Raw genomic sequence first — 25,766 nt, 5'->3', positions numbered from 1 at the left:
GTATCTAAAAAGCAATTTTTAAATTTATTTTAATTAATCAGGAGCTTATTAATGGCAACAATTAATCAGCTGGTACGCAAACCAAGAGCACTAAAGGAAGCGAAAAGTAACGTTCCTGCACTTGAAGCATGCCCGCAAAAACGAGGTGTATGTACACGTGTTTACACCACTACACCTAAAAAACCAAACTCAGCATTACGTAAAGTATGCCGTGTACGTTTAACCAACGGTTTTGAAGTAACTTCTTACATCGGTGGTGAAGGTCATAACTTACAAGAACATAGCGTGATTTTAATCCGCGGTGGTCGTGTTAAAGATTTACCTGGTGTTCGTTATCACACTGTTCGTGGTGCATTAGACTGCGCAGGTGTTAAAGATCGCAAACAAAGCCGTTCTAAATACGGTGTGAAACGACCTAAAGCTTAATGGAACTCCGTTAAGTAAGGCCAAACTATATAAATTCCATATAACTCATTTGAGTTTTGGGTAAACCTGAAAATTTGTAACATATAAACGGAGTATTCCAATGCCACGTCGTCATGTTGTCGGTCAAAGAAAAATTTTACCTGATCCGAAATTCGGTTCAGATTTGCTGGCGAAATTTGTAAATATTTTAATGATAGATGGTAAAAAATCTGTCGCAGAATCAATCGTATATTCAGCTCTTGATAAATTAGCTGAGCGTAGTGGAAAAGACCACTTAGCAGCTTTTGAAGTTGCATTAGATAACGTAAGACCAACTGTAGAAGTTAAGTCTCGTCGCGTTGGTGGTTCTACATACCAAGTTCCTGTTGAAGTGCGTCCTGTTCGTCGTAATGCACTTGCAATGCGTTGGATTGTAGATGCTGCACGTAAACGTGGCGATAAATCAATGGCATTACGCCTAGCGAATGAACTTATGGATGCTTTTGAAAACAAAGGTACCGCTGTGAAAAAACGCGAAGATGTTCATCGTATGGCTGAAGCTAATAGAGCGTTTGCACACTATCGTTGGTAATTTAAGCGCTTATATAAGACGCTTGAAATTAGACTGATAATTAATATTTATTATCAGTCCCCAAAAAGATATTTTATAAGCAAACGATTCTAAATAGAGGATTAATATGGCTCGTACAACCCCTATAGCACGCTACCGTAATATCGGTATCAGTGCACACATTGACGCAGGTAAAACTACGACAACTGAACGTATTTTGTTTTACACTGGCGTAAGTCACAAAATTGGTGAGGTTCATGATGGCGCAGCTACCATGGACTGGATGGAACAAGAACAAGAACGTGGTATCACTATCACTTCTGCGGCAACTACTGCATTCTGGTCTGGTATGGGTCAACAATTTGAACCACACCGAATCAATATCATCGACACCCCGGGACACGTTGACTTCACAATCGAAGTTGAACGTTCTATGCGTGTTTTAGATGGTGCGGTAATGGTTTACTGTGCGGTTGGTGGTGTTCAACCTCAATCAGAAACAGTATGGCGTCAAGCAAACAAATATAAAGTTCCACGTATCGCGTTCGTAAACAAAATGGACCGTATGGGTGCTAACTTCTTACGTGTTGTTGATCAAATCAAAACTCGTTTAGCCGCTGTACCAGTTCCATTAGTATTACCTATCGGCGCTGAAGAAGGCTTTACAGGTGTAGTTGATTTACTTAAACGTAAAGCAATTAACTGGAATGATGCTGATCAAGGTGTAAGCTTCACTTATGAAGATGTTCCTGCAGATATGGTTGAGCAAGTCGAAGAATGGCGTGCAAACTTAATGGAAGCAGCAGCTGAAGCAAATGAAGAGTTAATGGAAAAATACCTTGGTGGTGAAGAGTTAACTGAAGAAGAAGTTAAATTAGCATTACGCGAACGTGTGCTTGCTAACGAAATCATCTTAGTAACTTGTGGTAGTGCCTTTAAAAACAAAGGTGTTCAATTCATGCTTGATGCAGTAATTGAATATTTACCAGCACCAACAGATGTTCCAGCAATCAAAGGTGAATTACCAAATGGTGAAGCAGCAGAGCGTCATTCAAGTGATGATGAACCGTTCTCATCATTAGCATTTAAAATTGCAACTGACCCATTTGTTGGTAACTTAACATTCTTCCGTGTTTACTCTGGTGTAGTAAATTCTGGTGATACCGTTCTTAACTCTGTTAAAGATAAAAAAGAACGTTTTGGTCGTATCGTTCAGATGCACGCTAACAAACGTGAAGAAATTAAAGAAGTTCGCGCAGGTGACATTGCAGCAGCTATCGGTCTTAAAGAGGTAACAACTGGTGATACATTATGTGCTGAGAGCGCACCAATCATTCTAGAAAGAATGGAGTTCCCTGAGCCGGTAATTTCTGTTGCTGTTGAACCAAAAACTAAAGCTGACCAAGAAAAAATGGGACTTGCTTTAGGTCGACTAGCACAAGAAGATCCTTCATTCCGTGTTCACACCGATGAAGAATCAGGTCAAACAATTATTTCTGGTATGGGTGAGCTTCACTTAGAAATCATCGTTGACCGTATGAAACGTGAATTTAAAGTGGAAGCAAATGTTGGTAAACCACAAGTTGCTTACCGTGAAACCATTCGCAATGAAGTTGAACAAGAAGGTAAATTTGTTCGTCAGTCTGGTGGTCGTGGTCAATATGGTCATGTATGGTTAAGAATTAAACCATTAGAAGCAGGTGGCGAAGGCTACAAATTCAACAATGAAATTGTTGGTGGTGTAGTTCCTAAAGAATACATCCCTGCAGTTGATAAAGGCTGTCAAGAACAAATGAAAAATGGTGTTCTTGCTGGTTACCCAATTGTTGATGTTGAAGTTACCATCTTTGATGGTTCTTACCATGATGTCGACTCATCAGAAATGGCATTTAAAATTGCCGGTTCAATGGCGTTTAAAGATGGCTTCATGAAAGCTAAACCTGTGCTTTTAGAACCGATCATGAAAGTAGAAGTTGAAACCCCTGAAGATTATATGGGTGACGTTATCGGTGACTTAAACCGTCGTCGTGGTATGATCGAAGGAATGGAAGATACTGCAACTGGTAAAACAGTTAAAGCACAAGTTCCACTTTCAGAAATGTTTGGTTATGCAACTGACCTTCGTTCACAAACCCAAGGTCGTGCTTCTTACTCAATGGAGTTCTTGAAGTACAATGAAGCGCCAACCAATATTGCAACTGCAATTATTGAAGCTCGTAAAGCGAAATAATTATTTATATAAATAAGTAACACTTCCCTATTGTTAGGGAAGTGATTTAATAAAGGAACATTAAGATGTCTAAAGAAAAATTTGAACGTACAAAACCCCACGTTAACGTTGGTACAATCGGCCACGTTGACCATGGTAAAACAACTTTAACTGCAGCGATCACATCAGTATTATCTAAAAAATACGGTGGTCAAGCTCGTGCATTCGATCAAATCGATAACGCACCAGAAGAAAAAGCACGTGGTATCACCATCAATACTTCACACGTTGAATACGATACACCAACTCGTCACTACGCACACGTAGACTGCCCAGGCCATGCTGACTATGTTAAAAACATGATCACTGGTGCGGCACAAATGGACGGTGCTATCTTAGTAGTAGCAGCAACTGATGGTCCAATGCCACAAACTCGTGAGCACATTCTTTTAGGTCGTCAAGTAGGTGTACCTTACATCATCGTATTCTTAAACAAATGTGATATGGTTGATGATGAAGAGTTATTAGAATTAGTTGAAATGGAAGTACGTGAACTTCTATCTCAATACGATTTCCCAGGTGACGATACACCAGTAATTCGTGGTTCAGCGCTTAAAGCGTTAGAAGGTGATGCAGCATGGGAAGACAAAATTGTAGAATTAGCAGAAGCATTAGACAGCTACATTCCAGAACCAGAGCGTGACATTGATAAACCATTCTTATTACCAATCGAAGACGTATTCTCAATCTCAGGCCGTGGTACAGTAGTAACAGGTCGTGTAGAGCGCGGTGTAATCAAAGTTGGTGAAGAAGTTGAAATCGTTGGTATCAAACCAACAACTAAAACAACTTGTACTGGTGTAGAAATGTTCCGTAAATTACTAGACGAAGGTCGTGCTGGTGAGAACGTAGGTGTATTATTACGTGGTACAAAACGTGAAGAAATCGAACGTGGTCAAGTATTAGCAAAACCAGGTTCAATTACTCCACATACAGATTTCGAATCAGAAGTGTATATTCTAAGTAAAGATGAAGGTGGTCGTCATACTCCATTCTTCAAAGGTTACCGTCCACAGTTCTACTTCCGTACAACAGACGTAACAGGTACTATTGAATTACCAGAAGGCGTAGAAATGGTAATGCCAGGTGATAACATCAAAATGACAGTATCATTAATTCACCCAATCGCAATGGCAGACGGTTTACGTTTCGCTATCCGTGAAGGTGGTCGTACTGTTGGTGCTGGTGTTGTTGCTAAAGTTATCAAATAATTTAAGCGTAACTAAAGAGCATGTTAAATGCTCTTATCAGTTCCAAAAAGGTGCACTCTGTGCACCTTTTTTATTGTCCTCAATATTTAACTAAACGAATTAAACAGGTTAATTAACCTATTTAGACCTAGGTATCAAGCTAAAGGCGATATCAGTGAAGATGCAGCTATATATAGCTGCTAAAGGCATTACCAAAACTAAGAAAAAGCAACTAAGAAAAATAATTTATACTATTATTCTTGATTGACAAAAGCCTGAGATAATCTATTCCTTAAACTTTTATTGTTTATTTTTTGTTATATTTGACAAATGTCATAGTGTTTCTTGTTTTTTGTGTAAATAATAATCATTATCATTAAATCGAATGAGAAGTGAGATGTTATGTGCAGAAAAAATAAAGTTATTCAAATAAGTATATTAACCCTATTCTATTCGCCTATGATGTTTAGCGGTTATGCATTAGCCGAGACAAGTCATGATACAATTATTGTTACCCCTAATGATAGTGATAATAGAAAAAATTCATTGTCTCCGACTTTTCAGCAGGAACAAGTTAAACAAAAACAAACTGCTGGGGCAACTAACTTAATCATTCCAGAACAGGAAAATAGATTATCCACACTACAAGATGCGCTTGATTATCAACCTGGAATTATTATTCAAAACTTTTTTGGCGGTACAGATCAACCAAGATTAAACATTCGTGGTTCTGGAGTGCAAAGTGCCCCGCTATCACGAGGTGTCTTACTATTACAAGATGGGCTACCTATCACGGATGCTGATGGTGATTTCCATATTAGTACCTTAGATATGCGTGAAGCTCGGTTAATTTCAGTCTACCGTGGAGCCAATAATACTCATCCTCAAGCTAATAGTTTAGGGGGAGAATTGAATTTCATCTCCTACACAGGAAAAGATGAACTTGGTAGTGCTCGTTATGAATATGGAGCATTTGGTCGAGAAGCCGCGCAAATAGCATTAGGTCATAGCGGTGATGATATGGATGGTCGCATTAGCCTATCTTATGACCATTTTGATGGTTATCGAGATCATTCAACCTCGCAACGGAAAACAGTTCGATCTAACTTTGGTTATAGTAATGAAAACTTTGAAAATAGAACATGGTTAAGTTGGACAGATTTACGTTTTGATATTCCAGGACCTTTATCGCAACGTAAAAGCAAAAGTGATCCAACGAGTATTTTTAAAGTTGTGCAAATGCGAGATCCGCATCGTAATGTTCAACAGGGGCGTATTGCTAACCGCGCAAATTGGACCCTAGATAACCAAGCCATTGAGCTAGGATTATGGTATCAGCGTACACATGATAATTTTGTTACGCCAACCGATTATGTTTTAAGTGATAGTAACACTATTGGTAGTCAATTAACTTATAATATGACCTTTGATAATTTTAGCTATCGATCAGCTCTAGCATGGGATAAAACCAATCTTGATCGTCAATTATTGATGAATCGACGTCATACCAAAATGAATAAACGTTCACTGGGAAAATATGATGCTACCGCAGAAAACGTATATGGATCCATTGGTTCCTCATGGCAAATCAACAATGAATGGCAACTCAATTTAGATACTAAAATTATGCATGCCAAACGAGAGGTTGATGCGCGGCACAATAAAAACGCCCTTGATCAAGCATGGACATTTTGGTCACCTAAATTAGGGGTAATTTGGCATCAAACAAATGATACGCGATTTTATGCCAATTTAAGCACCAGTAACGAACCCGCATCCTTTCGTGAAATTATTACTAGCGATGGCATGAAAGCCAAAATTAACAAATTAAATCGTCAAAAAGGCATTACTGCCGAAATTGGTGGTAATGGAAAGATAACCCAAGAACTAAACTGGGATATTGCTTTATATCGAAGCATCATTAAAGATGAATATATTACCACTTACGACTCAAGTGGAACGGCAATAGGAGTATTTAATTATGGCGCCAAAACACGTCATCAAGGGATAGAAGCAGGCCTAAAAGGACTAATACCTTCAGTTTTTATTTCTGGCGATATTGAATATCGTTTAGCTTGGACGTATAACGATTTTCGTTTTATGGGTGGCGAATATAATCGTAATTATATTGCCGGCATCCCAAGAAATACGATTACTGCAGAAATTTTATATAAATATGATAACTGGACACTTGGCCCAAATATTCACTGGTCCCCAACTAATACGCCGGTTGATCATGCCAATAATATGAATGTTCAATACCGAGATAAATATGTAGCTTTAGGCTTTAAAATTAATTATCAAAATCCTAATGGTTGGTCGGCTTATTTAACTGCAGATAACCTAACCAACAAACATTATGCTACCGCCTCGGTTGCTAATGATGTAGTAAAATCAAAACAGGAAAATACTTTATTCCCAGCTATGGGATTCAATCTCAATAGTGGGCTTGTTTATCACTTCTAAAAAAGTGTATCTGACAGTAATGCTGTCAGATACAGCTACTTAAAATGAACGTTGTGAAGGAAGCGTAAGCTGGTGAAGATAGGTTCTCTTTAAAATTGTTACCTGATTCAATTTAATTTCAATTATTTTTTGTTTACGCCAACTAGAAATTAGTCGGCTTAACGTTTCATAACGGATACCGAGCTTAGTTGCCAATTGACTGCGTGATATTGGTAACACAAAACTTGTATCTTGTTTCGAAGATAACGATAAAATATAAGCAGCTAAACGCTGTTCTGCCGAACTGGATGTTAACCAATCGATGTTATTAATTTGTTCGTATAGTTTAGTACTAAATTGCACTAACAAGCGTTGCATAACAATAGGATTATTCATACAAACTTGTAATACGCTATTTTTTTCAAGTAATAATAATGAGCAATTAGTTTTTGCTCGAATTGTCATGGGAAAGCGATTATGAGGCATAAACACTGCAGCAATGGCAACTAATTCATAAGGCGAAAAAATCCCAAAAACTTTTTCTTCACCTAAATAAGTATTTCTAAATACCTCAACTTTACCAGCAAGAACCAAAGAACAACCAGAAAAAGGCATACCTTCATAACTAATTAGCTCACAGGTACTAAATTCCATATAACTAGCATTTTCAAGGATTGGTATTAATGCATCAGTGGTTAACCCATCAAACATTTTTACATTATTTAACCAAGTTAAAATCTCAGCTTGAGTTGGTATATTTTTGACAAATGTCATAGGGATTGCCTAATAATAACTTTAGAATGACTTCAATATAATTGATAATAATTCTTATTTCAATAAATAAAGCCTTATTATTAATTATCAATAACCATATGAAATATAATGTTTTTTAACAATAATAATTTAACCACTTATAACCTATATCATAAGCATTGACCAAAATAACAATTATATTTTGTTTTGCACTTACTGAAAAACAGGAGCATCTTATGCCAAATAATACTATTCCTCCAGCACAAGAACTAAATTTAGCTTCATTAATTAAACAAACGGAGCAAGGTATTGCTAGTCGAGTATTAGCTAAAACATCTGGTGGTAACTTAACCTTATTTGCTTTTGATAAAGGACAAGGGCTCTCTGAACATAGTGCACCATTTGATGCGATCGTTATGGTCATAGAAGGGCAATTAAATTTAATTATTGATGGCAAACCAGTTAAAGCTGAACCAAGAACGATAGTAAAAATGCCAGCTAATATCCCTCATGCTGTTGAAGCACCAATACCAGCAAAAATGCTATTAATTATGTTGAGAGAAATCACATTAAAGACTAATTAAACTAAGGATAGACAATGGAACAAATTAAAAAAGAAGCCGGCCATAAATTTTTGGCCCGTCTCGGTAAAACACGTTTAAGACCAGGCGGAAAGAAAGCTACAGAATGGTTATTTAAACAAGCAGAATTTACGCCACAAAGCCAAGTGTTAGAGATCGCATGCAATATGGGTACGACCTCTATCGAAATAGCTAAGCGATTTAAATGCCATATTATTGGTATCGACATGGATAAAATGGCATTAGAGAAAGCCAAACAAAATGTTATAAAAAATAATGTTAGTCAGTTAGTCGATATACAACAAGCCGACGCTTCCAAATTACCTTTCGCTGATAACAGCTTTGATATTGTAATTAATGAAGCGATGTTAACCATGTATGCAGACAAAGCGAAAGCTCGCTTACTCAGCGAGTATTTTCGAGTATTAAAACCAGGTGGAAAATTATTAACGCATGACATTATGTTAGTAAATCCAGAAAACTCTCAAGACGTCACGGCACAAATTCATAATGCGATCAATGTTAATGCACAGCCTATGAGTCATGATGAATGGATTAATCTTTTTTCAACTATAGGATTTATCAATATAAAATCAGAACATGCCGCTATGACGTTAATGTCACCACGAGGTATGATTACCGATGAAGGATTTTTTGGTGCAATCAAAATTGTTGGTAATGCATTACATAAACAAAATCGACCACAATTTATCAAAATGTTTAAAACATTTAGAAAAAATAAAAAATACCTTAATTACATTGCTATCTGTAGTGTCAAACCGAAATAATAAAAAACTATTAGGTATAGCTGAATATCATGACTAAATAGTCTTTTTTTGCTATAGTGGACATCATTTTATTTAATTTGGATTAATGAAAAACTATGGAATCTATACCTAATTGCCCGGCTTGCCAATCTGAACACACTTACCACGATGGTACTTTTTATGTTTGTCCGGAATGTGCACACGAATGGGATCCAAATCAAGAAACTTCGACAACCGATGAATTACAAGTTAAAGATAGCAATGGTAATTTGTTAGTTGATGGCGATGATATTATTTTGATTAAAGATTTAAAATTAAAAGGCTCATCAACCGTCCTCAAAAAAGGGGCTAAAGCTAAAGGCATTCGTCTAGTAGACGGTGACCACGAAATTGATTGTAAAATCGATGGCATGAAAGTAATGCTTAAAGCTTGTTTTGTTAAAAAGGCTTAATGATTTAAAGCAACATGCAACTTTTTTAATATAAGCTAATAAATTGACTTTGTTAGCTTATATCGTTATTTTTCCAGACCAAATCCACAACCTTTAATAAAAAACTAATATTTCATCACCTATAAAAATAAATACTTCTGGTAATCTTAATTTAAATGTGGTATAAAACGCGCGCTATATTTCAGATTATTTTTATTGAAAATAATAATGAAACATCAGCATAAAATTTAATAATTAATTAACGTTATAACACACACATATCATTACTCTTTGCCGGGGTGCCTTTTACTTAAAGTAATAAGGTCGGATAAAGCGGATATGTGGAGGCATAACCCCAACGTAAAAATGAGGAAATCATGACTACAGTATCAATGCGCGATATGTTACAAGCAGGTGTACACTTTGGACACCAAACTCGTTATTGGAACCCAAAAATGAAACCATTTATTTTTGGTGCTCGTAACAAAGTTCACATCATCAATCTTGAAAAAACAGTACCAATGTTCAATGAAGCATTAGCTGAATTAAACAAAGTTGCTGCGCGTAAAGGTAAAATTCTATTTGTTGGTACAAAACGTGCTGCAAGTGAAGCAATTAAACAAGCAGCAGAAAGCTGTGGACAATACTACGTTAATCACCGTTGGTTAGGTGGTATGTTGACTAACTGGAAAACAGTACGTCAATCAATCAAACGTTTAAAAGATTTAGAAACACAAGCTAATGATGGTACATTTGATAAATTAACCAAGAAAGAAGCACTTATGCGTGCTCGTGAAATGGCTAAATTAGAAAATAGCTTGGGTGGAATTAAAAATATGGGTGGCTTACCCGATGTGATTTTTGTTATTGGTGCAGACCATGAACATATCGCAATCAAAGAAGCTAACAATTTAGGTATTCCAGTCATTGCTGTTGTTGATACTAACTCAGATCCAGATGGTATTGATTACATTGTTCCTGGTAATGATGACGCAATCCGTGCAATTCAATTATATGCAAATGCAGTTGCTGAAGCAGTACGTTCAGGTCGTGAACAAAACCAATCTCCAGTATCTGAAGAAAGCTTTGTTGAAGAAGCTCCAGCAGCAGAATAATAAACTCAAATATTTTCAGGGTCGATAATATCGTCGACCCATTCTAATGAAAATCATCATAATGGTTAAATAGAGGATTTTAAAATGGCTGAAGTTACCGCTTCTATGGTAAAAGAACTGCGCGAAAGAACTGGCGCAGGTATGATGGAATGTAAAAAAGCATTAGTTGAAGCAAATGGTGATATCGATCTTGCTATCGACAACATGCGTAAATCAGGTCAAGCCAAAGCAGCTAAAAAAGCAGGTCGTGTAGCAGCTGAAGGTGTAATTATTTCTAAAATTTCAGCAGATAAAAAAGTTGGTGTTATTTTAGAAATTAACTGTGAAACTGACTTTGTTGCTAAAGATGCTGGTTTCTTAGAATTCAGTGATAAAGTAGCAACAGCTGCTTTAAATGATAAAATCACTGATATTGCAGCTTTACAAGCAAAATTTGAAGAAGAACGTACTGCATTAGTTGCTAAAATCGGTGAAAACATCGGCATCCGTCGTGTTCAACAAATTACTGGCGATGTAGTTGGTAGTTATCAACACGGTGCACGTATTGGTGTTTTAGTTGCAGCTAACAGTGGTTGTGATGAAGAATTAGTTAAACACATTGCAATGCACATTGCAGCAAGCAAACCAGAATATGTTGACCCTAGCGATGTACCTGCAGATGTGGTTGAGCATGAACGTAATATTCAAATTGATATTGCAATGCAATCTGGTAAACCTCGTGAAATCGCAGAAAAAATGGTTGAAGGCCGTATGCGTAAATTCACTGGTGAAGTATCACTTACTGGTCAACCATTTGTAATGGATCCAAGCAAAACAGTTGGTGATTTACTTACTGAGAAAAAAGCGACTGTTGCATCATTTATCCGCTTTGAAGTGGGTGAAGGTATCGAAAAAGTCGAAGTTGATTTTGCAGCAGAAGTGGCTGCGATGTCGAAACAATCTTAATTGTTTTATCAAAACCGCCTTCATGGCGGTTTTGTTTATCCACAAAATATTTTAAAATGATTGCCGGCTAGTTATGCTAGCTTTTTAAGTAATTAAATAACGAAATAGTGAGACTTCATATGGTAACCCCTTTCTATAAACGTATCCTTCTCAAACTTAGTGGTGAAGCGCTGCAAGGTGATGAAGGTTTTGGTATTGATCCAACCGTTCTTGATCGTATGGCTCAAGAAATTAAAGAACTTATCGACATGGGAGTTCAGGTTGCTGTTGTTATTGGGGGTGGTAATCTATTTCGTGGTGCAGGACTTGCTAAAGCAGGCATGAACCGTGTTGTTGGTGACCATATGGGTATGCTTGCCACAGTAATGAACGGTCTTGCTATGCGTGATGCATTGCACCGAATTGAAGTTAATGCCCGTTTGATGTCGGCAATTCCATTAAACGGCGTTTGTGATGATTATCGCTGGACTGAAGCAATCAGCTTGCTTAAACATGGTAAAGTCGTTATCCTTTCAGCTGGAACCGGTAACCCATTTTTCACAACTGACTCAGCAGCCTGTTTAAGAGGTATTGAAATTGAAGCTGATGTGGTTTTAAAAGCAACCAAAGTTGATGGTGTTTATTCAGCCGATCCGGTAAAAGATCCTAATGCAACACTTTATAAAACACTTAATTACGAGAAAGTGTTAGATGATGAATTAAAAGTGATGGATTTAGCCGCATTTACATTGGCTCGTGATCATAATCTACCAATTTGTGTGTTTAATATGAATAAACCGGGTGCATTACGTCGCGTCATTCTAGGCGAATCAGAAGGAACATTAATCAATAATCAGGCTACAGTTAGCTGCTAGTCTTATTTATTTAAAAAGGTTTTTATTATGCTAAATGAGATTCAAAAAGAAGCGCAAGAGCGCATGGAAAAAAGTATTGATGCGTTTCAGAATCATATTTCTAAAATTAGAACTGGTCGTGCATCGCCAAGTTTATTAGATGGCATTATGGTTGAGTATTATGGTAGCCCAACACCACTTCGTCAATTAGCCAATATAGTTGCTGAAGATGCAAGAACCCTTGCAATTACAGTATTTGATAAATCATTAACACCATTAATTGAAAAAGCAATTTTAACTTCAGATTTAGGATTAAATCCGGCATCAGCGGGTACCGTTATTCGAGTTCCGTTACCACCGCTTACTGAAGAGCGCCGTCGTGATTTAACTAAAATTGTTCGTGGTGAGGCAGAGCAAGGCCGTGTATCGATCCGTAATATCCGTCGTGATGCCAATGATCAAATCAAAGCATTATTGAAAGATAAAGAAATTTCTGAAGATGATGAACGTAAATCACAAGATTTAATTCAAAAAGCTACTGATGCTGCTATTAAAAAATTAGATGCAGTACTTGCTGAGAAAGAGAAAGAATTAATGGAATTCTAATCTATTTCAAAAATTCATAAATACCATTTTGACGCCCAATTTAATAAAATTGGGCGTTTTTATTTATTTCTTTAACATATTAATAGCAGTTGTTATATTTCAAATTCTCACAAATTAGCGATATAATGTTATTAAAGTAACATTATTTGGTTATATTTGTTATTTTTATAACATTACTATTTACAGATTAACAAAATTAACTAGATTTAACATTAATAAAAAATTTAAGGAAACCCTTATGGATTATGCAAAGTATATTGATCATACTTTATTAGCGATGAATGCGACTGAAGATCAGATTCGAAAACTCTGTGATGAAGCAAAAGAATATCATTTTTATTCTGTGTGCGTTAATTCTGGCTATGTACCTTTAGTGGCAGAGTTATTAAAAGGTAGTGATGTAAAAGTATGTTCAGTAGTCGGTTTTCCACTTGGTGCTATGCTTACGTCAGCTAAAGCTTATGAAACAGAAATGGCTGTTAAAGCTGGTGCCGAAGAAATTGACATGGTAATCAATGTCGGTTGGCTAAAAAGCAATAATTGGAATGCAGTTAAAAATGATATCGAAGCGGTATTCAAAGCCTGCGGTTCAGTACCATTAAAAGTTATCTTAGAAACTTGCTTATTAACCAAAGAAGAAATTGTTAAAGTTTGTACAATTTGTAAAGATATTGGCGTTGCTTTTGTCAAAACATCTACTGGCTTTAGTACTTCTGGCGCAACAGTTGAAGATGTAAAATTAATGCGTGAAACGGTCGGTAAAAATATGGGCGTGAAAGCGTCTGGTGGTATTCGTGATCGTATGACTGCCGAAAAAATGGTTCAAGCTGGTGCAAATCGTTTAGGCGCAAGTGCTGGTATTGCAATCGTTTCAGGTAACAGTACATCATCTAGCAATTACTAATCAATCATAACAATAAGTTACATATATATTATGTAGCTTATTGTTATTTAGGAAAAACAATGGAAACTCAACCACAAAAAAGAATAAATGAACTCCTTGAAATCCTAAAAAACACTGACAAGATCCACCTAAAAGCAGCGGCAAAAAAATTAGCAGTGTCAGAAATGACTATCAGGCGTGATCTTAACAATTGCCCCTCCTCATTAATTGTCTTAGGTGGCTATATTGTCAATGAAGACCGTCATTCAATCGCAAAATATTTCGTTTCAGATCAGCAGGATAAGCAAGTTGAAGAAAAAGCTTATATTGCAAAACTTGTTAGTCAATTTATCAATGAAAACGATACAATATTTTTTGATTGTGGCACCACCATGCCTTTTATCATTAATGCAATAGATAATGATATTGCATTTACTGCTATCTGTTATTCATTAAATAGTTTATTGGCACTACAACATAAACCTAAATGTAAGATCATTTTATGCGGTGGTCAATTCCAACCAAATAATGCTATCTTTACAAGTTTACATCAATCCAACCAGTTAGATTCTATCTGTCCGAATAAAGCCTTTATTTCAGCAGCAGGTATTAATTTGCAACAAGGAGTAACTTGTTATCATTTTGAAGAATTAGATATGAAGCAACAAGCAATGAAAAAATCAGCGCAAAAAATATTGATTGCCGATCATACTAAATTTAATCAAATAAAGCCGGCATTTATTAGTGAATTGACTTTGTTCGATCAGATAATTACTGATAAACTGCCCGATGAGCAATTTGTCTCTCTTTTTAATGAAAACAAAATAAGTTTAATTTACTAATATGAAAAATATCACAATTTTAGGTTCAACTGGTTCAATAGGTTGCAGCACTTTGGCCGTTATTCGACAAAATCCAGATTTATTTAAAGCATTTGCTTTAACTGGTGGGCAGAATGTTGGCAAAATGACTGAACAATGTTTGGAATTTAGGCCAAATTATGTCGCAATGGCTGATGAAGAAGCAGCACAGCAACTTAGAAAAAATCTCGTAGACCTAAAATTAAATATTGAAGTATTTCATGGTCAACAAGCTATATGCGATTTAGCAGAGCTTACTGAAGTAGATATGGTTATGGCAGCTATAGTGGGAGCCGCAGGATTAAAACCAACGCTTGCTGCCATAAAGAAAGGCAAACGGATTTTGTTAGCGAATAAAGAATCTTTGGTAACTTGTGGCCATTTATTTATGCAGGCAGTTAAACAATATAGAGCACAATTATTACCAGTTGATAGTGAGCACAATGCAATCTTTCAGAGCCTGCCATCAGAAGTTCAACAAAATTTAGGATTTGCTAATTTAGCCGATTATGGCATCACCAAAATTGTCCTAACCGGTTCTGGAGGACCATTTCGAGATTTACCGTTAAATCAATTAACCACAGTTACGCCTGAACAAGCAGTTGCTCATCCTAATTGGTCAATGGGTAAGAAAATCTCTGTCGATTCTGCTACCATGATGAATAAAGGACTAGAATATATTGAAGCTCGTTGGCTGTTTAATGCCAGTGAAGAAGAGATGGAAATTATCATTCATCCTCAATCAATTATACATTCGATGGTTCGTTACCAAGATGGCAGTGTGATTGCCGAACTCGGCATTCCAGATATGTGTACACCAATTGCTTATGCAATGTCTTATCCTGATAGAATTGCATCAAGCGTGCCGGCATTAGATTTTACGCAAATTTCATCACTGACTTTTTCTCAACCCGATTTTAACCGTTATCCTTGTTTAAAGTTAGCTATTGAGGCATTCAATCAAGGACAAGCAGCAACAACGGCACTCAATGCGGCTAATGAAATGGCGGTAGCGGCATTTTTACAAAATAAAATCGGCTTTATGGATATTGCTAAACAGGTAGCAACAGTTTTAGAAACACTTGATTTTCCTGAACCAACCACAATTGAAGACGTATTTGCTATCGATCTATGGGCAAGACAAACCTGCGCAAACTTATAGCAATCGGCCAAAAAGTTAAGATCATTCCCCTGCTAACTTTTTATGAACTCGGCAGGGACACCCCATAGCAATAACATTGCTAGGTATATCACGATCAACAATGCTTCCGGCAGCAATAACACTATTATCACCAATTGTTACACCCGGTAATACAATAACATTACCGCCAATCCAAACGTTATTACCGATTGTTATTGGTTTGGCAAACTCTAAACCACTACTCCTTGTTTGGCTATCAAGTGGATGACCTGAAGTATAAAAACCGCAATTAGGCGCGACAAGCACATTATCACCAAATGTTACTTTAGCTGCGTCTAATATAATACAATTAAAATTAGCAAAAAAATCCTCGCCGATTTCAATATTATAGCCGTAATCACACTGAAAACCTGGCATTATGGTAAATTTCCGTTTCGTTTTTCCTAATAATGTCTTGAATAATTGTTGCCGTTTATCAATAGCACTTGGCGATAATTGATTTAACTGAAAACAGATATCTTGGGCATAAAGCCGTTCATTTTCAAGTTCATCGATACTAGGATCATAAAGTAGTCCTGTTAGCATTTTTTGTTTTTCTGTCATTATTTACACCATTTGTTTAGCAATTAGCGCTGGGTTATCACTAATAAAGGATTGTAAAAATGCACTATCCGGTAATGCTGTTAATGCGCCTTTTTTAGTAGTAGCCAATGCCCCACAAGCGCTGGCTATCGTCATCATACTTTCTAACATTAATTTATCTTCCGGCATTCCCGATGAAGCAATACTACTAAGTAATCCAGCAACAAACGCATCGCCTGCGCCTGTTGTATCAATACTATTAACGTGGAAAGAGTCAAAACTAAACGTTTTACCTTGCCATAACACAATACTACCGTCTTTACCTTTAGTGATTAATTTAAGTGGTGCATTATAATGTTGTTGCAGTTTATTAAGTGCTACATGCCAATCTTGACTTTCCGTTAACCAGAATAGCTCTTCATCTGAAAGTTTAAGAATATCTGCATCGTGACAAAATTGGGTAATAATAGTGCGCATTTCATTTTTATCCTGCCACATTTGTTCGCGCAAATTAATATCAAAGCTAATTAAGCCATTTTTGGCAGTCAGTTTTTCAATAGCTGTTTTTAATGTTTGTCGACAGGTTGTGCCAACTAACGCCAAAGAACAAAAATGTAAAATGTCCTGATTAAAATCCGGCAATGCTTGTTCAGATAAAAATTGATCAGCTGAAGGCGAAACAAGAAAAGTGAAACTGCGTTCACCATTGTCTCCTAAATCAACTACCACTGTACTCGTTCTATGCTCATCGTCCTTTTCAAGACTTTGACAATCAACATGATGTTCACAAAAAGTTTTTTCCATAAAGTGGCCAAATGGATCATTACCAACTCGACCAATAAAAGCCGATGGTAGCCCTAACTTAGCTATCGCAATGGCAACATTCGCGGGAGCCCCGCCAGCACAAGCTCGATAGTTCATTTCACCAAATGGCAATAAGTCAATAACGGCATCACCAAGAGACCATACTTTTGTATTTTTCATTTTGTCACTCATATTATTGTTAAAAGGGATTGAATGTATGTAACACGATTAATGTTATTGCACTATACTTTTCGATTAAATTAGTTAATTAATGACTAATTAATTGATATGCTGATAATCAATATTAATAATAAACTAAAACATTTATAAAAAAAATCATTGTTAACGTTAAAAATATGTGACTAGTATCACATAAATTAACGTTTATTTTATTATAAGTTAACGTTAACAAATATTTTAAGGTAGTATGTAACTATATTAACTTAACTCAATTTGAACGAAGGTAATGTTATGAATACTGCAATTGATAAAGCAAACCAAGCTGTAGAAAAACTAGAACAACAAATAAATAAACAGTATTTCCCTCATTTTCATTTAGCACCGCAAGCTGGCTGGATGAACGATCCCAATGGTTTAGTTTATTATAAAGGGCAATATCATGCCTTTTACCAACATCATCCTTATGATGAAAATTGGGGGCCGATGCATTGGGGTCATGCGGTAAGTGATGATCTGATTACATGGCGAAGATTACCCATTGCTATTGCACCCGATCATGATTATGACCAAAGCGGCTGTTTCTCTGGCTCTGCCGTAGATAATAATGGTGAACTGTGTTTAATTTACACTGGTCATATCTGGCTAAATGGTCAAGGCAATGATGAACATATTCGTGAAACCCAATGTCTTGCTACCAGTAAAGATGGTGTTCATTTTGAAAAACATGGTACTGTGCTGACACCCAAAGAAGGGATTATGCATTTTCGTGATCCTAAAGTTTGGCAACAACAAGGAAAATGGTGGATGGTGGTTGGGCAACGAGAAGCCAATGACATCGGGCAAGTATTGCTTTATCGCTCAACTGACTTAAAAGATTGGATATTTGATCAAGTACTTATCAGTGATATTGATCCTAATGTTTATATGCTTGAATGTCCTGACTTTTTCCCGTTGGGTGATAAATGGATCTTGATGTTTTCACCACAAGGCATGCACGCTAAAGGTTATCAATATCGTAATCGATTCCAGTCAGGTTATATTGTTGGTGATTGGCAACCTGGTAAACCATTTACCGTCATTAAATCATTCCAAGAGATGGATTTTGGTCATGATTTTTATGCACCACAATCATTTCTTGCCGCTGATGGTCGCCGAATTGTATTTGCATGGATGGATATGTGGGAGTCAAAAATGCCAAGTAAACACGATAAATGGATGGGGGTTTTTACTTTACCACGTGAATTAATACTAGACCGCCAAAACAAAGTTCGTAACCGACCAGTAAAAGAACTTGAAGCTTTGCGAGAAAAACCGCAATTATTAACCAATATCACATTAAATAATGAATTAAAAAATACCGATATCGAGTCAATTAGTTGTGAAGTTAATGTTGAAATTGATTTAGCCAATAGTAATGCCGAACGTTTTGGCTTACAACTCGCTGCCACCTCAGATGGTAAACAAGCTACATTATTGTATATTGACTTGCAATCTAATCGACTGGTTCTTGATCGAAGCCTTTCTGGACTCGATTTAAAAGGTTATCGCAGCGTGCCATTACCAAAAAACAAAAAAGTAACATTGCATATTTTTGTGGATGCATCATCAGTCGAGGTTTTCGTCAACAAAGATTTATATAGTCTTTCAAGCCGTATTTATCCAAAATTACCAGCTACACGTTTAATTAATTTATTTGCTGAAAATGGACAAGCAAGAATTAGCAAATTAGAAAGCTGGCAATTAAAATCTATTTATCAATAATTGACAATAAAAACCACCATATTATGGTGGTTTTTTTACTCTAGACAGATTCTCGTGCTAAATAAGGCGATGGGATATGCGTGACATTTTTTTCGCTTAGGCCATTAATGATATGTAATGCAGCGGCTTGTCCTATTTCGTAATGAGGTAATTGCACGGTAGTCAGTGCAGGATAAAAAAGCTCACCAGTGCCAACCATATTATCATAGCCAAGAACGGCGATATCCTTCGGTATATGAAACCCTTTGCTAAGTAAAAATTGATATGCAACAAAAGCTATGCGATCATTACCGCAGATCAATACGTCAAAATCAGGTTTTTTAATACAATGTTTTGCTAAGATCTCTACCGTCATCATATACTCTAACGCAAGATTATCAGGGGATATAGACGTATGATAGCTTGTGATATCCGCTAAATCATTACCTGCATCTAGCCATGCTTGTTCAACCGCTTTACGTCTAATTTTACCAGCTAAGGTATTTTCTGATAAATAGATGCAGAGTGGTTTTTTATAGCCTTTGTTGATCACGTTTTGCATGGCTTGATACTGACCAGAATAATCATCAGGAATGTAACAAGCAAGTTGTTCTGAATCACTAATACAATTGGCTAATACTAGATTCTTACCTAATAGTTTTTCAGGTAGTTCAACTTTTCTTAATCCCATTGTGGTATAAATAATACCATTAGGCCGATAAGATAAAAGCGTATTAATCGCATGATCAGCATCTTTATCATCAAATAAATTGACAATAAATGTATTCCAACCATGTTGCTGTGCCGTTTTTTCTATTGCCTGAAGTAATTCAACTGAAAATGGTGTCGTTGCCGTTTCTAATGCCAGCACACCAATAGCATGTGGTCCTGAATTATCACCTCGAATTTTACGTGCCGATAAATCGGGCACATAATTCAATTCTTCAATAGCTTTCTTCACTTTTTTATAAGTTTGTTTATTTAATTTTTCAGGATTATTAATCGCTCTAGACACTGTCATCAATGAAACAGATGCCAGTTTAGCCACATCCTTTAGTGAAGCCATAGTTGGATCCTTTTACTCAGCATAAAAATAATTAATATTTAGTTAGTGTGATGATACCACAAATAAAAATGATAAAAAGTGTGAGGAAAGTAACATTTATGAGATCTGATTGTATCTATTTTATTTCAATTATGACCATAATGTTAACATTAACATGTTAACGTTAAACTACCCAATAGAAGAGACTAAAAAATGAATATAGATATGATAAAAAATAAAAATTATTGGTTCTCATCAGGCTATCTTATTACCTTTTATGCTGCATGGTCGCTTTGGTGGTCTTTTTATGCGATTTGGCTTAAAAGCAAAATTGGATTATCCGGAGAACAACTAGGGGTTGTGTATGCAGCTAATTCTGCTGCCGCCATGTTTTTTATGATCTTTTACGGTTTCATTCAAGATAAATTACAGATAGGAAAAGCGGTTGTTACTTTTCAAAGTATCATGATGATACTGATTGGCCCTTTTTTGATTTATGTTTATGAACCTCTATTAAGGCAGGATTTTATATTAGGTGTTTGTATCGGAGCACCGGTATTAAGTGCAGGCTTTATATCTGGCAGTGCCTTAATTGACTCATTTATCGAGCGGATAAGTCGTTTATGTAACTTTGAATTTGGCCCAGCAAGATTTTGGGGCTCATTTGGCTATGCTGCTGCGACTCTTGTTGCTGGTCTTTCATTTGGCATTGATCCACATATTAACTTTTGGCTCGCTTCTGGCGTCGCAGCTATCTATTTCATCATCAATTTATTTTTTAAACCTACACAAAAATTATCGGTAAGCAATAACACACCGCAAATAATAGTACCGAAGCCAAATATTCCTACAATCAGTGAAATATTATCACTTTTTGCTCTTCGTAAATTTTGGCTATTTGTTGTCTTTATTATTGGTACTTTCAGTTTTTATACCATTTATGATCAACAGCTATTTCCGAATTTTTACACCAGTTTTTTCGAAAAAGAGGAAACCGGTTATAAAATTTATGGTTATTTAAATTCATTCCAAGTTTTTCTTGAAGCAAGTTGTATGATTATTGCACCTTATTTTATTAATAAATTGGGAGCTAAAAAATCACTATTAGTGGCGGCATTAGTTATGATTTGTCGAATAGGTTTATCAGCAAGCTTAGATAATGTCTATCTAATCTCTTTGGTCAAACTATTTCATGCAATTGAAATTCCACTATTTATTTTGGCAATGTTCAAATATATTGTAGCTAATTTCGATGCCAGACTTTCAGCAACACTTTATTTGGTTGGTTTTAATATTTCATCAAATTTAGGGGTTATTGTGTTGTCAAAACCTGTGGGTAAATTATTTGATAATCATGGTTATTCAACGACTTTTTATATACTTGCTAGTATCGTGCTAATCATTTCATGCATCGCGATATTTACTTTAAGTGATAATAAACAAGCAAATAATCAATAATAACTCAATAATTGAATAAAAATGGGAACAGTCGGTTCCCATTTCACAAATTATCATCTGTTTGTCTATTAAAGCTTGCGTCTATCCATTGTTTGCGAAACAATACTAAATATTATGACTAATGTTTAAATCTATATAGGTATTTGGCATGAATACAAGCAAAAAATTTGTTAAACCAGCTATGTTGTGGCAAACAATTCGACAAGAAGCATCGAAGCTAGTTGAAAGTGAACCAATGTTAGCGAGTTATTTCCATGCAACGTTACTTAATCATGAAAATCTAGGTAGTGCCTTAAGTTACATTTTAGCCAATAAACTTGCCACCCAAGTTGTACCTGCAATTGAAATCCGCGAGATAGCCAGACAAGCTTATCAGGCTGATGATAATATTATCCATGCCGCCATTACCGATATTCTTGCTGTGTACGTTCGTGACCCAGCCACTAATTACTATTCAACGCCATTGCTCTATTATAAAGGATTCCTTTCATTACAAGCTTATCGAATTGCACACTGGCTTTGGAAACAAGATCGTAAATCATTAGCAACCTTCTTACAGAGCCAAATTGCCATTGTTTTTGGCGTTGATATTCATCCAGCAGCCCAAATTGGTTGTGGTGTTATGTTTGACCATGCAACAGGTATTGTCATTGGTGAAACGGTAGTGATTGAAAATGATGTCTCTATCCTACAATCAGTCACCTTAGGGGGGACAGGTAAAGAAAATGGCGATCGTCATCCGAAAATTCGTGAAGGCGTTATGATTGGTGCCCATTCGACAATATTAGGGAATATTGAAATTGGTAAAGGTGCTAAAATTGGTGCCGGTTCAGTCGTTCTAGAGCCTGTACCAGAACATACTACTGTGGCAGGTGTTCCAGCTAAAATCGTTGGTTGTCCTGACTGTGATAAACCAGCATTAAATATGGATCAAGATATCTAACTGCAAAAAGAAGTGTTGTATTCCGTTGCTAACCAACAACGGAATACCATAGTTGAAAATTATGATTGAGAGTTTACATTTACATCCATAGTTGGATATGGAATGTTAATACCATTTTCAGTTAAGCCATTTTTAATATTTTCAAGCAATTCAGCTTTAACTGGTCCATAATTGGCATTGAGAGTCCAAACTAAAACATTAAAATTCATCGATGAAGCATCCAATAAATCCAAACGGATAATTGTATCTTTACTGGTTAAGATATTATTTGTTTTATTCACTGCTTGATTTAAAACTTGATAAACCTTTTGAATATCTGAATCATAGCCAACATTAACGACTAAATCTAAACGTCTTTCCGGCAAACGGGTATAGTTAATAATATTGGCACTAACTACTTGGCCATTTGGAATAACGACTACTTCATTTGTTGGGGTGACAATAGTGGTTGAAAAGATTTGAATTGAATCAATATCCCCTTTTTGGTTATTAATAACCACGGTTTCCCCAACTTTAAAAGGACGAAAAATAATTAAGATTACACCAGCAGCAAAATTCGACAACGACCCTTGCAAAGCTAAACCTACCGCCAAGCCTGCCGCACCGATTACCGCAACAATTGAAGCGGTTTGCACACCAAGTTGTCCCAATACAGCAACGAAAGTCATCACTATAATGGCGTAATAGGATAAAGAGCTGACAAATTTAACTACGGTTGGATCAACATGACGATTGGTTAATATTCTTCTTAATTGGCGAGCAACAAATTTAGCAATGGTTCGGCCAATAAGAAAAATAAGAATGGCAAAACAAAAATGAGCTACATAACTTAATACTACCCCATCATATTTTTCTATAAAGAATAGAATTTGATTGGTTATATTTTCAAAATTCATGAAATTATCCTCTGTAACAATAACAGAAATAGTTAGAACGATAATTGTTAGTGAGTCGAATTAAACTAACTGTTTTGCTAATAAAGCCCAACGGGTTTCAAAGTTTGTTGTGGGTAAATACTTAAAACCTGAACGAGAATAACGTGCCATCATTCCTTCACAAAATGCAAGTAACTGACCAGCCAAAATACGTTCATCAGTGGTAAAAGCGATACCTTCACGAATTTTTCTTTCTCGTATGACTTGCTTTATCTGGGTTTCGATTCGTTCAAATAATTGACTAATTCGATCTTGCAATTGCTCTTGCTCAAACATTAATGCATGCCCAGTCATGATACGAGTCAGACCAGGGTTCTTTTCAGAAAAACCAAGTATTAAGGCTAAAATAAGTTGCAGTCGAACAAAGGTATTCGGTTCATCTTGCATAATAACATTAATACGAGAAAGCAAAATATCTTCAATATAAACAATTAAGCTCTCAAACATTTTCGTCTTGCTGGGAAAATGTCGATACAATGCAGCTTCAGAAACACCAACTGTTGCAGCTAATTTAGCCGTTGTGATTCGTTGCGTACCTTCATTAGATTCAAGCATAGTTGCCAATGCTTGGAGTATATCTTCTTTACGATTTTTATTTTTGCTACTCACGATTATTTCTTACCTGAATGCCCAAATCCACCTTCACCGCGTGTTGATTCAACAAAATCATCAACAATATTAAATTCAGCTTGCACGACTGGCACAATAATTAATTGCGCAATTCTATCGCCCGGTTCAATAACAAATGGAGTTTGGCTTCGATTCCAAACTGGCACAAATAATTGACCTTGATAATCAGAATCAATTAAACCAACTAAATTACCAAGAACAATACCATTTTTTGAACCAAGTCCTGAACGAGGTAACACTAATGCAGCTAAGCTAGGATCAGCAATATGCATAGATAAACCAGTTGGGGTTAAAATCGTTTCACCAGGTTTAATTTCGGTAGTTTTATCAAACATTGCTCTTAAATCGATACCAGCTGAACCTTCGGTTGCATAAGTTGGTAGTGGAAACTCATTACCTAAACGTTTATCTAATACTTTAATATCAATTTTTCTTTTCATCATGACTCGCTTTATATCGTGTTATAACTGCTTGAAGTAACTGTTTTGCTAATTGTTGTTTACTGCTTAATGGTAACGTTTGTTCGCCATTTTGCCAATAAAGGGTTAATGCATTTTGATCAGAGTTAAAACCTATATTCTGGTCTGACACATCGTTAGCACAAATTAAATCTAAATTTTTTGTGGTCAATTTTTTAAGGGCATAGGCCTTTACATCATTCGTTTCAGCGGCAAAACCAACGACAAATGGACGGTGTTCTTTTAATCTCGCAATACTGGCAACAATATCCGGATTTTTAACTAATTTAATCACAAGCTCATTGCTATCATCAGTTTTTTTAATTTTATTCTTAGCAATAGTCTCAGCCCGATAATCAGCAACAGCCGCACAAGAGATAAAAATCGCAGATTTCTTCGCCAAAACCAATGCCTCATCATACATCTGTTTAGCACTTTTTACATTAATGCGATTAACATTATCAGGTGTTGTTAAATTAACTGGACCGCTAATTAAGTTCACTGTTGCTCCCATTTCGGCCGCTGCTTTTGCAATGGCAAAGCCCATTTTACCAGAACTATAATTACTGATATAACGTACTGGATCAAGCTCTTCAATGGTAGGGCCTGCAGTGATGGTAATGGTAGTTCCAGCAAGTTCGGAATTAGCTTGAAAATAGTTATTAATACTTTCAACGATAGTTGTCGGTTCAACCATGCGACCAGGACCAATATCACCACACGCTTGAAAACCCTCATCTGGACCTAAAATTAACGTATTGCGTGATTCTAATGTCGCTAAATTTTGCTGCGTTGCGGCAGCTTTATACATCTGTTGATTCATTGCTGGTGCGATAACAATTTTGGCTGGCGTCGCAAGGCACATCGTCGATAACAGATCATCGGCAATACCATTTGCCATCTTAGCAATAATATTCGCTGTAGCCGGGGCAATTAATACTAAATCAGCCCATTTAGCTAATTCAATATGGCTCATTGAGAGTTCAGCTGTAGGATCGAATAACTCTTTTGATACTGCATTACCAGATACCGCTTGTAACGTCATCGGTGCGACAAAATGACTAGCGGACTCGGTCAATACAACTCGTACTTGCGCACCAGCCTTTTTTAAATGGCGGACAAGATCTGGACATTTATAAGCAGCAATGCCACCCGTTATGCCTAATAAAATATTTTTACCAGATAAGCTCATGATT

Annotated in this window: 26 protein-coding genes; 18 read left to right on the top strand and 8 right to left on the bottom strand. The window is 36.2% G+C overall.

Annotated elements, in window-relative coordinates:
* The first annotated feature begins 51 nt into the window (after positions 1–51).
* From rpsL to H3T56_RS08020, 5 genes are all read left to right on the top strand, one after another.
* Positions 52–426: a 30S ribosomal protein S12 gene (gene rpsL, locus H3T56_RS08040; protein WP_034883792.1), complete on the top strand. Its 375-nt coding sequence runs from the start codon at positions 52–54 to the stop codon at positions 424–426.
* A gap of 100 nt (positions 427–526) precedes the next feature.
* Positions 527–997, top strand: a complete 471-nt coding sequence (gene rpsG / locus H3T56_RS08035; protein WP_065578189.1) for a 30S ribosomal protein S7 — start codon at positions 527–529, stop codon at positions 995–997.
* Between the two features lie 106 nt (positions 998–1,103).
* Complete coding sequence (gene fusA / locus H3T56_RS08030; protein WP_110448642.1) at positions 1,104–3,206, top strand: elongation factor G; 2,103 nt, start codon at positions 1,104–1,106, stop codon at positions 3,204–3,206.
* 65 nt (positions 3,207–3,271) lie between these two features.
* A complete protein-coding gene (gene tuf / locus H3T56_RS08025; protein WP_034900851.1) occupies positions 3,272–4,456 on the top strand; it encodes an elongation factor Tu in 1,185 nt (394 codons plus the stop codon).
* Positions 4,457–4,837: 381 nt separating this feature from the next.
* A complete protein-coding gene (locus tag H3T56_RS08020) occupies positions 4,838–6,901 on the top strand; it encodes a TonB-dependent receptor domain-containing protein (protein WP_198192496.1) in 2,064 nt (687 codons plus the stop codon).
* 39 nt (positions 6,902–6,940) lie between these two features.
* Here H3T56_RS08020 and H3T56_RS08015 read toward each other — a convergent pair whose 3' ends face one another.
* Positions 6,941–7,654, bottom strand: a complete 714-nt coding sequence (locus tag H3T56_RS08015) for a Crp/Fnr family transcriptional regulator (protein ID WP_198192494.1) — start codon at positions 7,652–7,654, stop codon at positions 6,941–6,943.
* 215 nt (positions 7,655–7,869) lie between these two features.
* On the opposite strand from H3T56_RS08015, the gene H3T56_RS08010 reads away from it, so the two are divergent.
* From H3T56_RS08010 to ispC, 10 genes are all read left to right on the top strand, one after another.
* Positions 7,870–8,217: a cupin domain-containing protein gene (locus H3T56_RS08010; RefSeq protein WP_198192493.1), complete on the top strand. Its 348-nt coding sequence runs from the start codon at positions 7,870–7,872 to the stop codon at positions 8,215–8,217.
* 14 nt (positions 8,218–8,231) lie between these two features.
* Positions 8,232–9,002 (top strand): class I SAM-dependent methyltransferase, encoded by a 771-nt coding sequence (locus H3T56_RS08005; RefSeq protein ID WP_198192491.1) that lies wholly within the window; start codon positions 8,232–8,234, stop codon positions 9,000–9,002.
* A gap of 95 nt (positions 9,003–9,097) precedes the next feature.
* A complete protein-coding gene (locus H3T56_RS08000) occupies positions 9,098–9,433 on the top strand; it encodes a zinc ribbon domain-containing protein YjdM (RefSeq protein ID WP_065579134.1) in 336 nt (111 codons plus the stop codon).
* 356 nt (positions 9,434–9,789) lie between these two features.
* Positions 9,790–10,527, top strand: coding sequence for a 30S ribosomal protein S2 (rpsB, locus tag H3T56_RS07995; protein WP_065579133.1), 738 nt, complete (start codon positions 9,790–9,792; stop codon positions 10,525–10,527).
* Between the two features lie 84 nt (positions 10,528–10,611).
* Positions 10,612–11,472, top strand: coding sequence for a translation elongation factor Ts (gene tsf / locus H3T56_RS07990; protein ID WP_065579132.1), 861 nt, complete (start codon positions 10,612–10,614; stop codon positions 11,470–11,472).
* Between the two features lie 119 nt (positions 11,473–11,591).
* On the top strand, positions 11,592–12,326 hold the full coding sequence (pyrH, locus tag H3T56_RS07985) for a UMP kinase (RefSeq protein WP_065579131.1): 735 nt from the start codon (positions 11,592–11,594) through the stop codon (positions 12,324–12,326).
* A gap of 27 nt (positions 12,327–12,353) precedes the next feature.
* Complete coding sequence (frr, locus tag H3T56_RS07980) at positions 12,354–12,911, top strand: ribosome recycling factor (protein ID WP_065579130.1); 558 nt, start codon at positions 12,354–12,356, stop codon at positions 12,909–12,911.
* Between the two features lie 238 nt (positions 12,912–13,149).
* Positions 13,150–13,815 carry a deoxyribose-phosphate aldolase gene (gene deoC, locus H3T56_RS07975; RefSeq protein WP_198192489.1) on the top strand — a complete coding sequence of 222 codons (666 nt, stop codon included), beginning with the start codon at positions 13,150–13,152 and terminating at the stop codon, positions 13,813–13,815.
* 59 nt (positions 13,816–13,874) lie between these two features.
* Complete coding sequence (gene deoR, locus H3T56_RS07970; RefSeq protein WP_198192488.1) at positions 13,875–14,636, top strand: DNA-binding transcriptional repressor DeoR; 762 nt, start codon at positions 13,875–13,877, stop codon at positions 14,634–14,636.
* A 1-nt stretch (position 14,637) separates the two neighbouring features.
* Positions 14,638–15,816 (top strand): 1-deoxy-D-xylulose-5-phosphate reductoisomerase, encoded by a 1,179-nt coding sequence (gene ispC / locus H3T56_RS07965; RefSeq protein WP_198192486.1) that lies wholly within the window; start codon positions 14,638–14,640, stop codon positions 15,814–15,816.
* Positions 15,817–15,837: 21 nt separating this feature from the next.
* Here ispC and H3T56_RS07960 read toward each other — a convergent pair whose 3' ends face one another.
* Positions 15,838–16,401: a sugar O-acetyltransferase gene (locus tag H3T56_RS07960; RefSeq protein WP_065579126.1), complete on the bottom strand. Its 564-nt coding sequence runs from the start codon at positions 16,399–16,401 to the stop codon at positions 15,838–15,840.
* Entirely contained in the window at positions 16,402–17,361 is a 960-nt protein-coding gene (locus H3T56_RS07955; RefSeq protein ID WP_065613721.1) for an aminoimidazole riboside kinase, read from the bottom strand.
* A 291-nt stretch (positions 17,362–17,652) separates the two neighbouring features.
* On the opposite strand from H3T56_RS07955, the gene H3T56_RS07950 reads away from it, so the two are divergent.
* Positions 17,653–19,122, top strand: coding sequence for a glycoside hydrolase family 32 protein (locus H3T56_RS07950; protein WP_198192479.1), 1,470 nt, complete (start codon positions 17,653–17,655; stop codon positions 19,120–19,122).
* 40 nt (positions 19,123–19,162) lie between these two features.
* Here H3T56_RS07950 and H3T56_RS07945 read toward each other — a convergent pair whose 3' ends face one another.
* Complete coding sequence (locus H3T56_RS07945) at positions 19,163–20,167, bottom strand: LacI family DNA-binding transcriptional regulator (protein ID WP_086360769.1); 1,005 nt, start codon at positions 20,165–20,167, stop codon at positions 19,163–19,165.
* 192 nt (positions 20,168–20,359) lie between these two features.
* Between H3T56_RS07945 and H3T56_RS07940 the strand changes: the two genes are divergently transcribed.
* Positions 20,360–21,604, top strand: coding sequence for an oligosaccharide MFS transporter (locus H3T56_RS07940; RefSeq protein ID WP_065579122.1), 1,245 nt, complete (start codon positions 20,360–20,362; stop codon positions 21,602–21,604).
* Between the two features lie 181 nt (positions 21,605–21,785).
* The gene (gene cysE / locus H3T56_RS07935) at positions 21,786–22,547 is read left to right on the top strand and encodes a serine O-acetyltransferase (protein WP_065579143.1); all 762 of its coding nucleotides are present in this window, start codon (positions 21,786–21,788) and stop codon (positions 22,545–22,547) included.
* Between the two features lie 59 nt (positions 22,548–22,606).
* Here cysE and H3T56_RS07930 read toward each other — a convergent pair whose 3' ends face one another.
* Genes H3T56_RS07930 through coaBC form a run of 4 tightly spaced genes read right to left on the bottom strand, consistent with a single transcriptional unit; the run spans position 22,607 to position 25,765 of the window.
* Entirely contained in the window at positions 22,607–23,443 is an 837-nt protein-coding gene (locus H3T56_RS07930; protein ID WP_198192477.1) for a mechanosensitive ion channel domain-containing protein, read from the bottom strand.
* 60 nt (positions 23,444–23,503) lie between these two features.
* Complete coding sequence (slmA, locus tag H3T56_RS07925; RefSeq protein ID WP_242650638.1) at positions 23,504–24,091, bottom strand: nucleoid occlusion factor SlmA; 588 nt, start codon at positions 24,089–24,091, stop codon at positions 23,504–23,506.
* Between the two features lie 2 nt (positions 24,092–24,093).
* Entirely contained in the window at positions 24,094–24,552 is a 459-nt protein-coding gene (dut, locus tag H3T56_RS07920; protein WP_065579119.1) for a dUTP diphosphatase, read from the bottom strand.
* Entirely contained in the window at positions 24,536–25,765 is a 1,230-nt protein-coding gene (gene coaBC / locus H3T56_RS07915) for a bifunctional phosphopantothenoylcysteine decarboxylase/phosphopantothenate--cysteine ligase CoaBC (protein WP_370545540.1), read from the bottom strand. The genes dut and coaBC overlap by 17 nt, the downstream gene beginning before the upstream one ends.
* Position 25,766: the final 1 nt, after the last annotated feature.

Origin of the sequence: Gilliamella sp. W8123 (assembly GCF_016101085.1) — a bacterium.
GTDB lineage: Bacteria > Pseudomonadota > Gammaproteobacteria > Enterobacterales > Orbaceae > Gilliamella > Gilliamella apis.
This window is presented reverse-complemented; position numbering and strand designations above follow the sequence as displayed.

Excerpts from the sequence above, each read along its gene's own strand:
- frr (WP_065579130.1), top strand. The coding sequence starts at position 12,354 with ATGCTAAATGAGATTCAAAAAGAAGCGCAAGAGCGCATGGAAAAAAGT.
- rpsL (WP_034883792.1), top strand. The coding sequence starts at position 52 with ATGGCAACAATTAATCAGCTGGTACGCAAACCAAGAGCACTAAAGGAA.
- H3T56_RS07955 (WP_065613721.1), bottom strand. The coding sequence starts at position 17,361 with ATGAAAAATACAAAAGTATGGTCTCTTGGTGATGCCGTTATTGACTTA.
- ispC (WP_198192486.1), top strand. The coding sequence starts at position 14,638 with ATGAAAAATATCACAATTTTAGGTTCAACTGGTTCAATAGGTTGCAGC.
- dut (WP_065579119.1), bottom strand. The coding sequence starts at position 24,552 with ATGAAAAGAAAAATTGATATTAAAGTATTAGATAAACGTTTAGGTAAT.
- H3T56_RS08000 (WP_065579134.1), top strand. The coding sequence starts at position 9,098 with ATGGAATCTATACCTAATTGCCCGGCTTGCCAATCTGAACACACTTAC.
- H3T56_RS07940 (WP_065579122.1), top strand. The coding sequence starts at position 20,360 with ATGAATATAGATATGATAAAAAATAAAAATTATTGGTTCTCATCAGGC.
- H3T56_RS08010 (WP_198192493.1), top strand. The coding sequence starts at position 7,870 with ATGCCAAATAATACTATTCCTCCAGCACAAGAACTAAATTTAGCTTCA.
- rpsG (WP_065578189.1), top strand. The coding sequence starts at position 527 with ATGCCACGTCGTCATGTTGTCGGTCAAAGAAAAATTTTACCTGATCCG.
- H3T56_RS08015 (WP_198192494.1), bottom strand. The coding sequence starts at position 7,654 with ATGACATTTGTCAAAAATATACCAACTCAAGCTGAGATTTTAACTTGG.
- H3T56_RS08020 (WP_198192496.1), top strand. The coding sequence starts at position 4,838 with ATGTGCAGAAAAAATAAAGTTATTCAAATAAGTATATTAACCCTATTC.
- pyrH (WP_065579131.1), top strand. The coding sequence starts at position 11,592 with ATGGTAACCCCTTTCTATAAACGTATCCTTCTCAAACTTAGTGGTGAA.
- H3T56_RS08005 (WP_198192491.1), top strand. The coding sequence starts at position 8,232 with ATGGAACAAATTAAAAAAGAAGCCGGCCATAAATTTTTGGCCCGTCTC.
- rpsB (WP_065579133.1), top strand. The coding sequence starts at position 9,790 with ATGACTACAGTATCAATGCGCGATATGTTACAAGCAGGTGTACACTTT.
- deoR (WP_198192488.1), top strand. The coding sequence starts at position 13,875 with ATGGAAACTCAACCACAAAAAAGAATAAATGAACTCCTTGAAATCCTA.
- H3T56_RS07945 (WP_086360769.1), bottom strand. The coding sequence starts at position 20,167 with ATGGCTTCACTAAAGGATGTGGCTAAACTGGCATCTGTTTCATTGATG.
- deoC (WP_198192489.1), top strand. The coding sequence starts at position 13,150 with ATGGATTATGCAAAGTATATTGATCATACTTTATTAGCGATGAATGCG.
- fusA (WP_110448642.1), top strand. The coding sequence starts at position 1,104 with ATGGCTCGTACAACCCCTATAGCACGCTACCGTAATATCGGTATCAGT.
- H3T56_RS07930 (WP_198192477.1), bottom strand. The coding sequence starts at position 23,443 with ATGAATTTTGAAAATATAACCAATCAAATTCTATTCTTTATAGAAAAA.
- tuf (WP_034900851.1), top strand. The coding sequence starts at position 3,272 with ATGTCTAAAGAAAAATTTGAACGTACAAAACCCCACGTTAACGTTGGT.
- H3T56_RS07950 (WP_198192479.1), top strand. The coding sequence starts at position 17,653 with ATGAATACTGCAATTGATAAAGCAAACCAAGCTGTAGAAAAACTAGAA.
- cysE (WP_065579143.1), top strand. The coding sequence starts at position 21,786 with ATGTTGTGGCAAACAATTCGACAAGAAGCATCGAAGCTAGTTGAAAGT.
- tsf (WP_065579132.1), top strand. The coding sequence starts at position 10,612 with ATGGCTGAAGTTACCGCTTCTATGGTAAAAGAACTGCGCGAAAGAACT.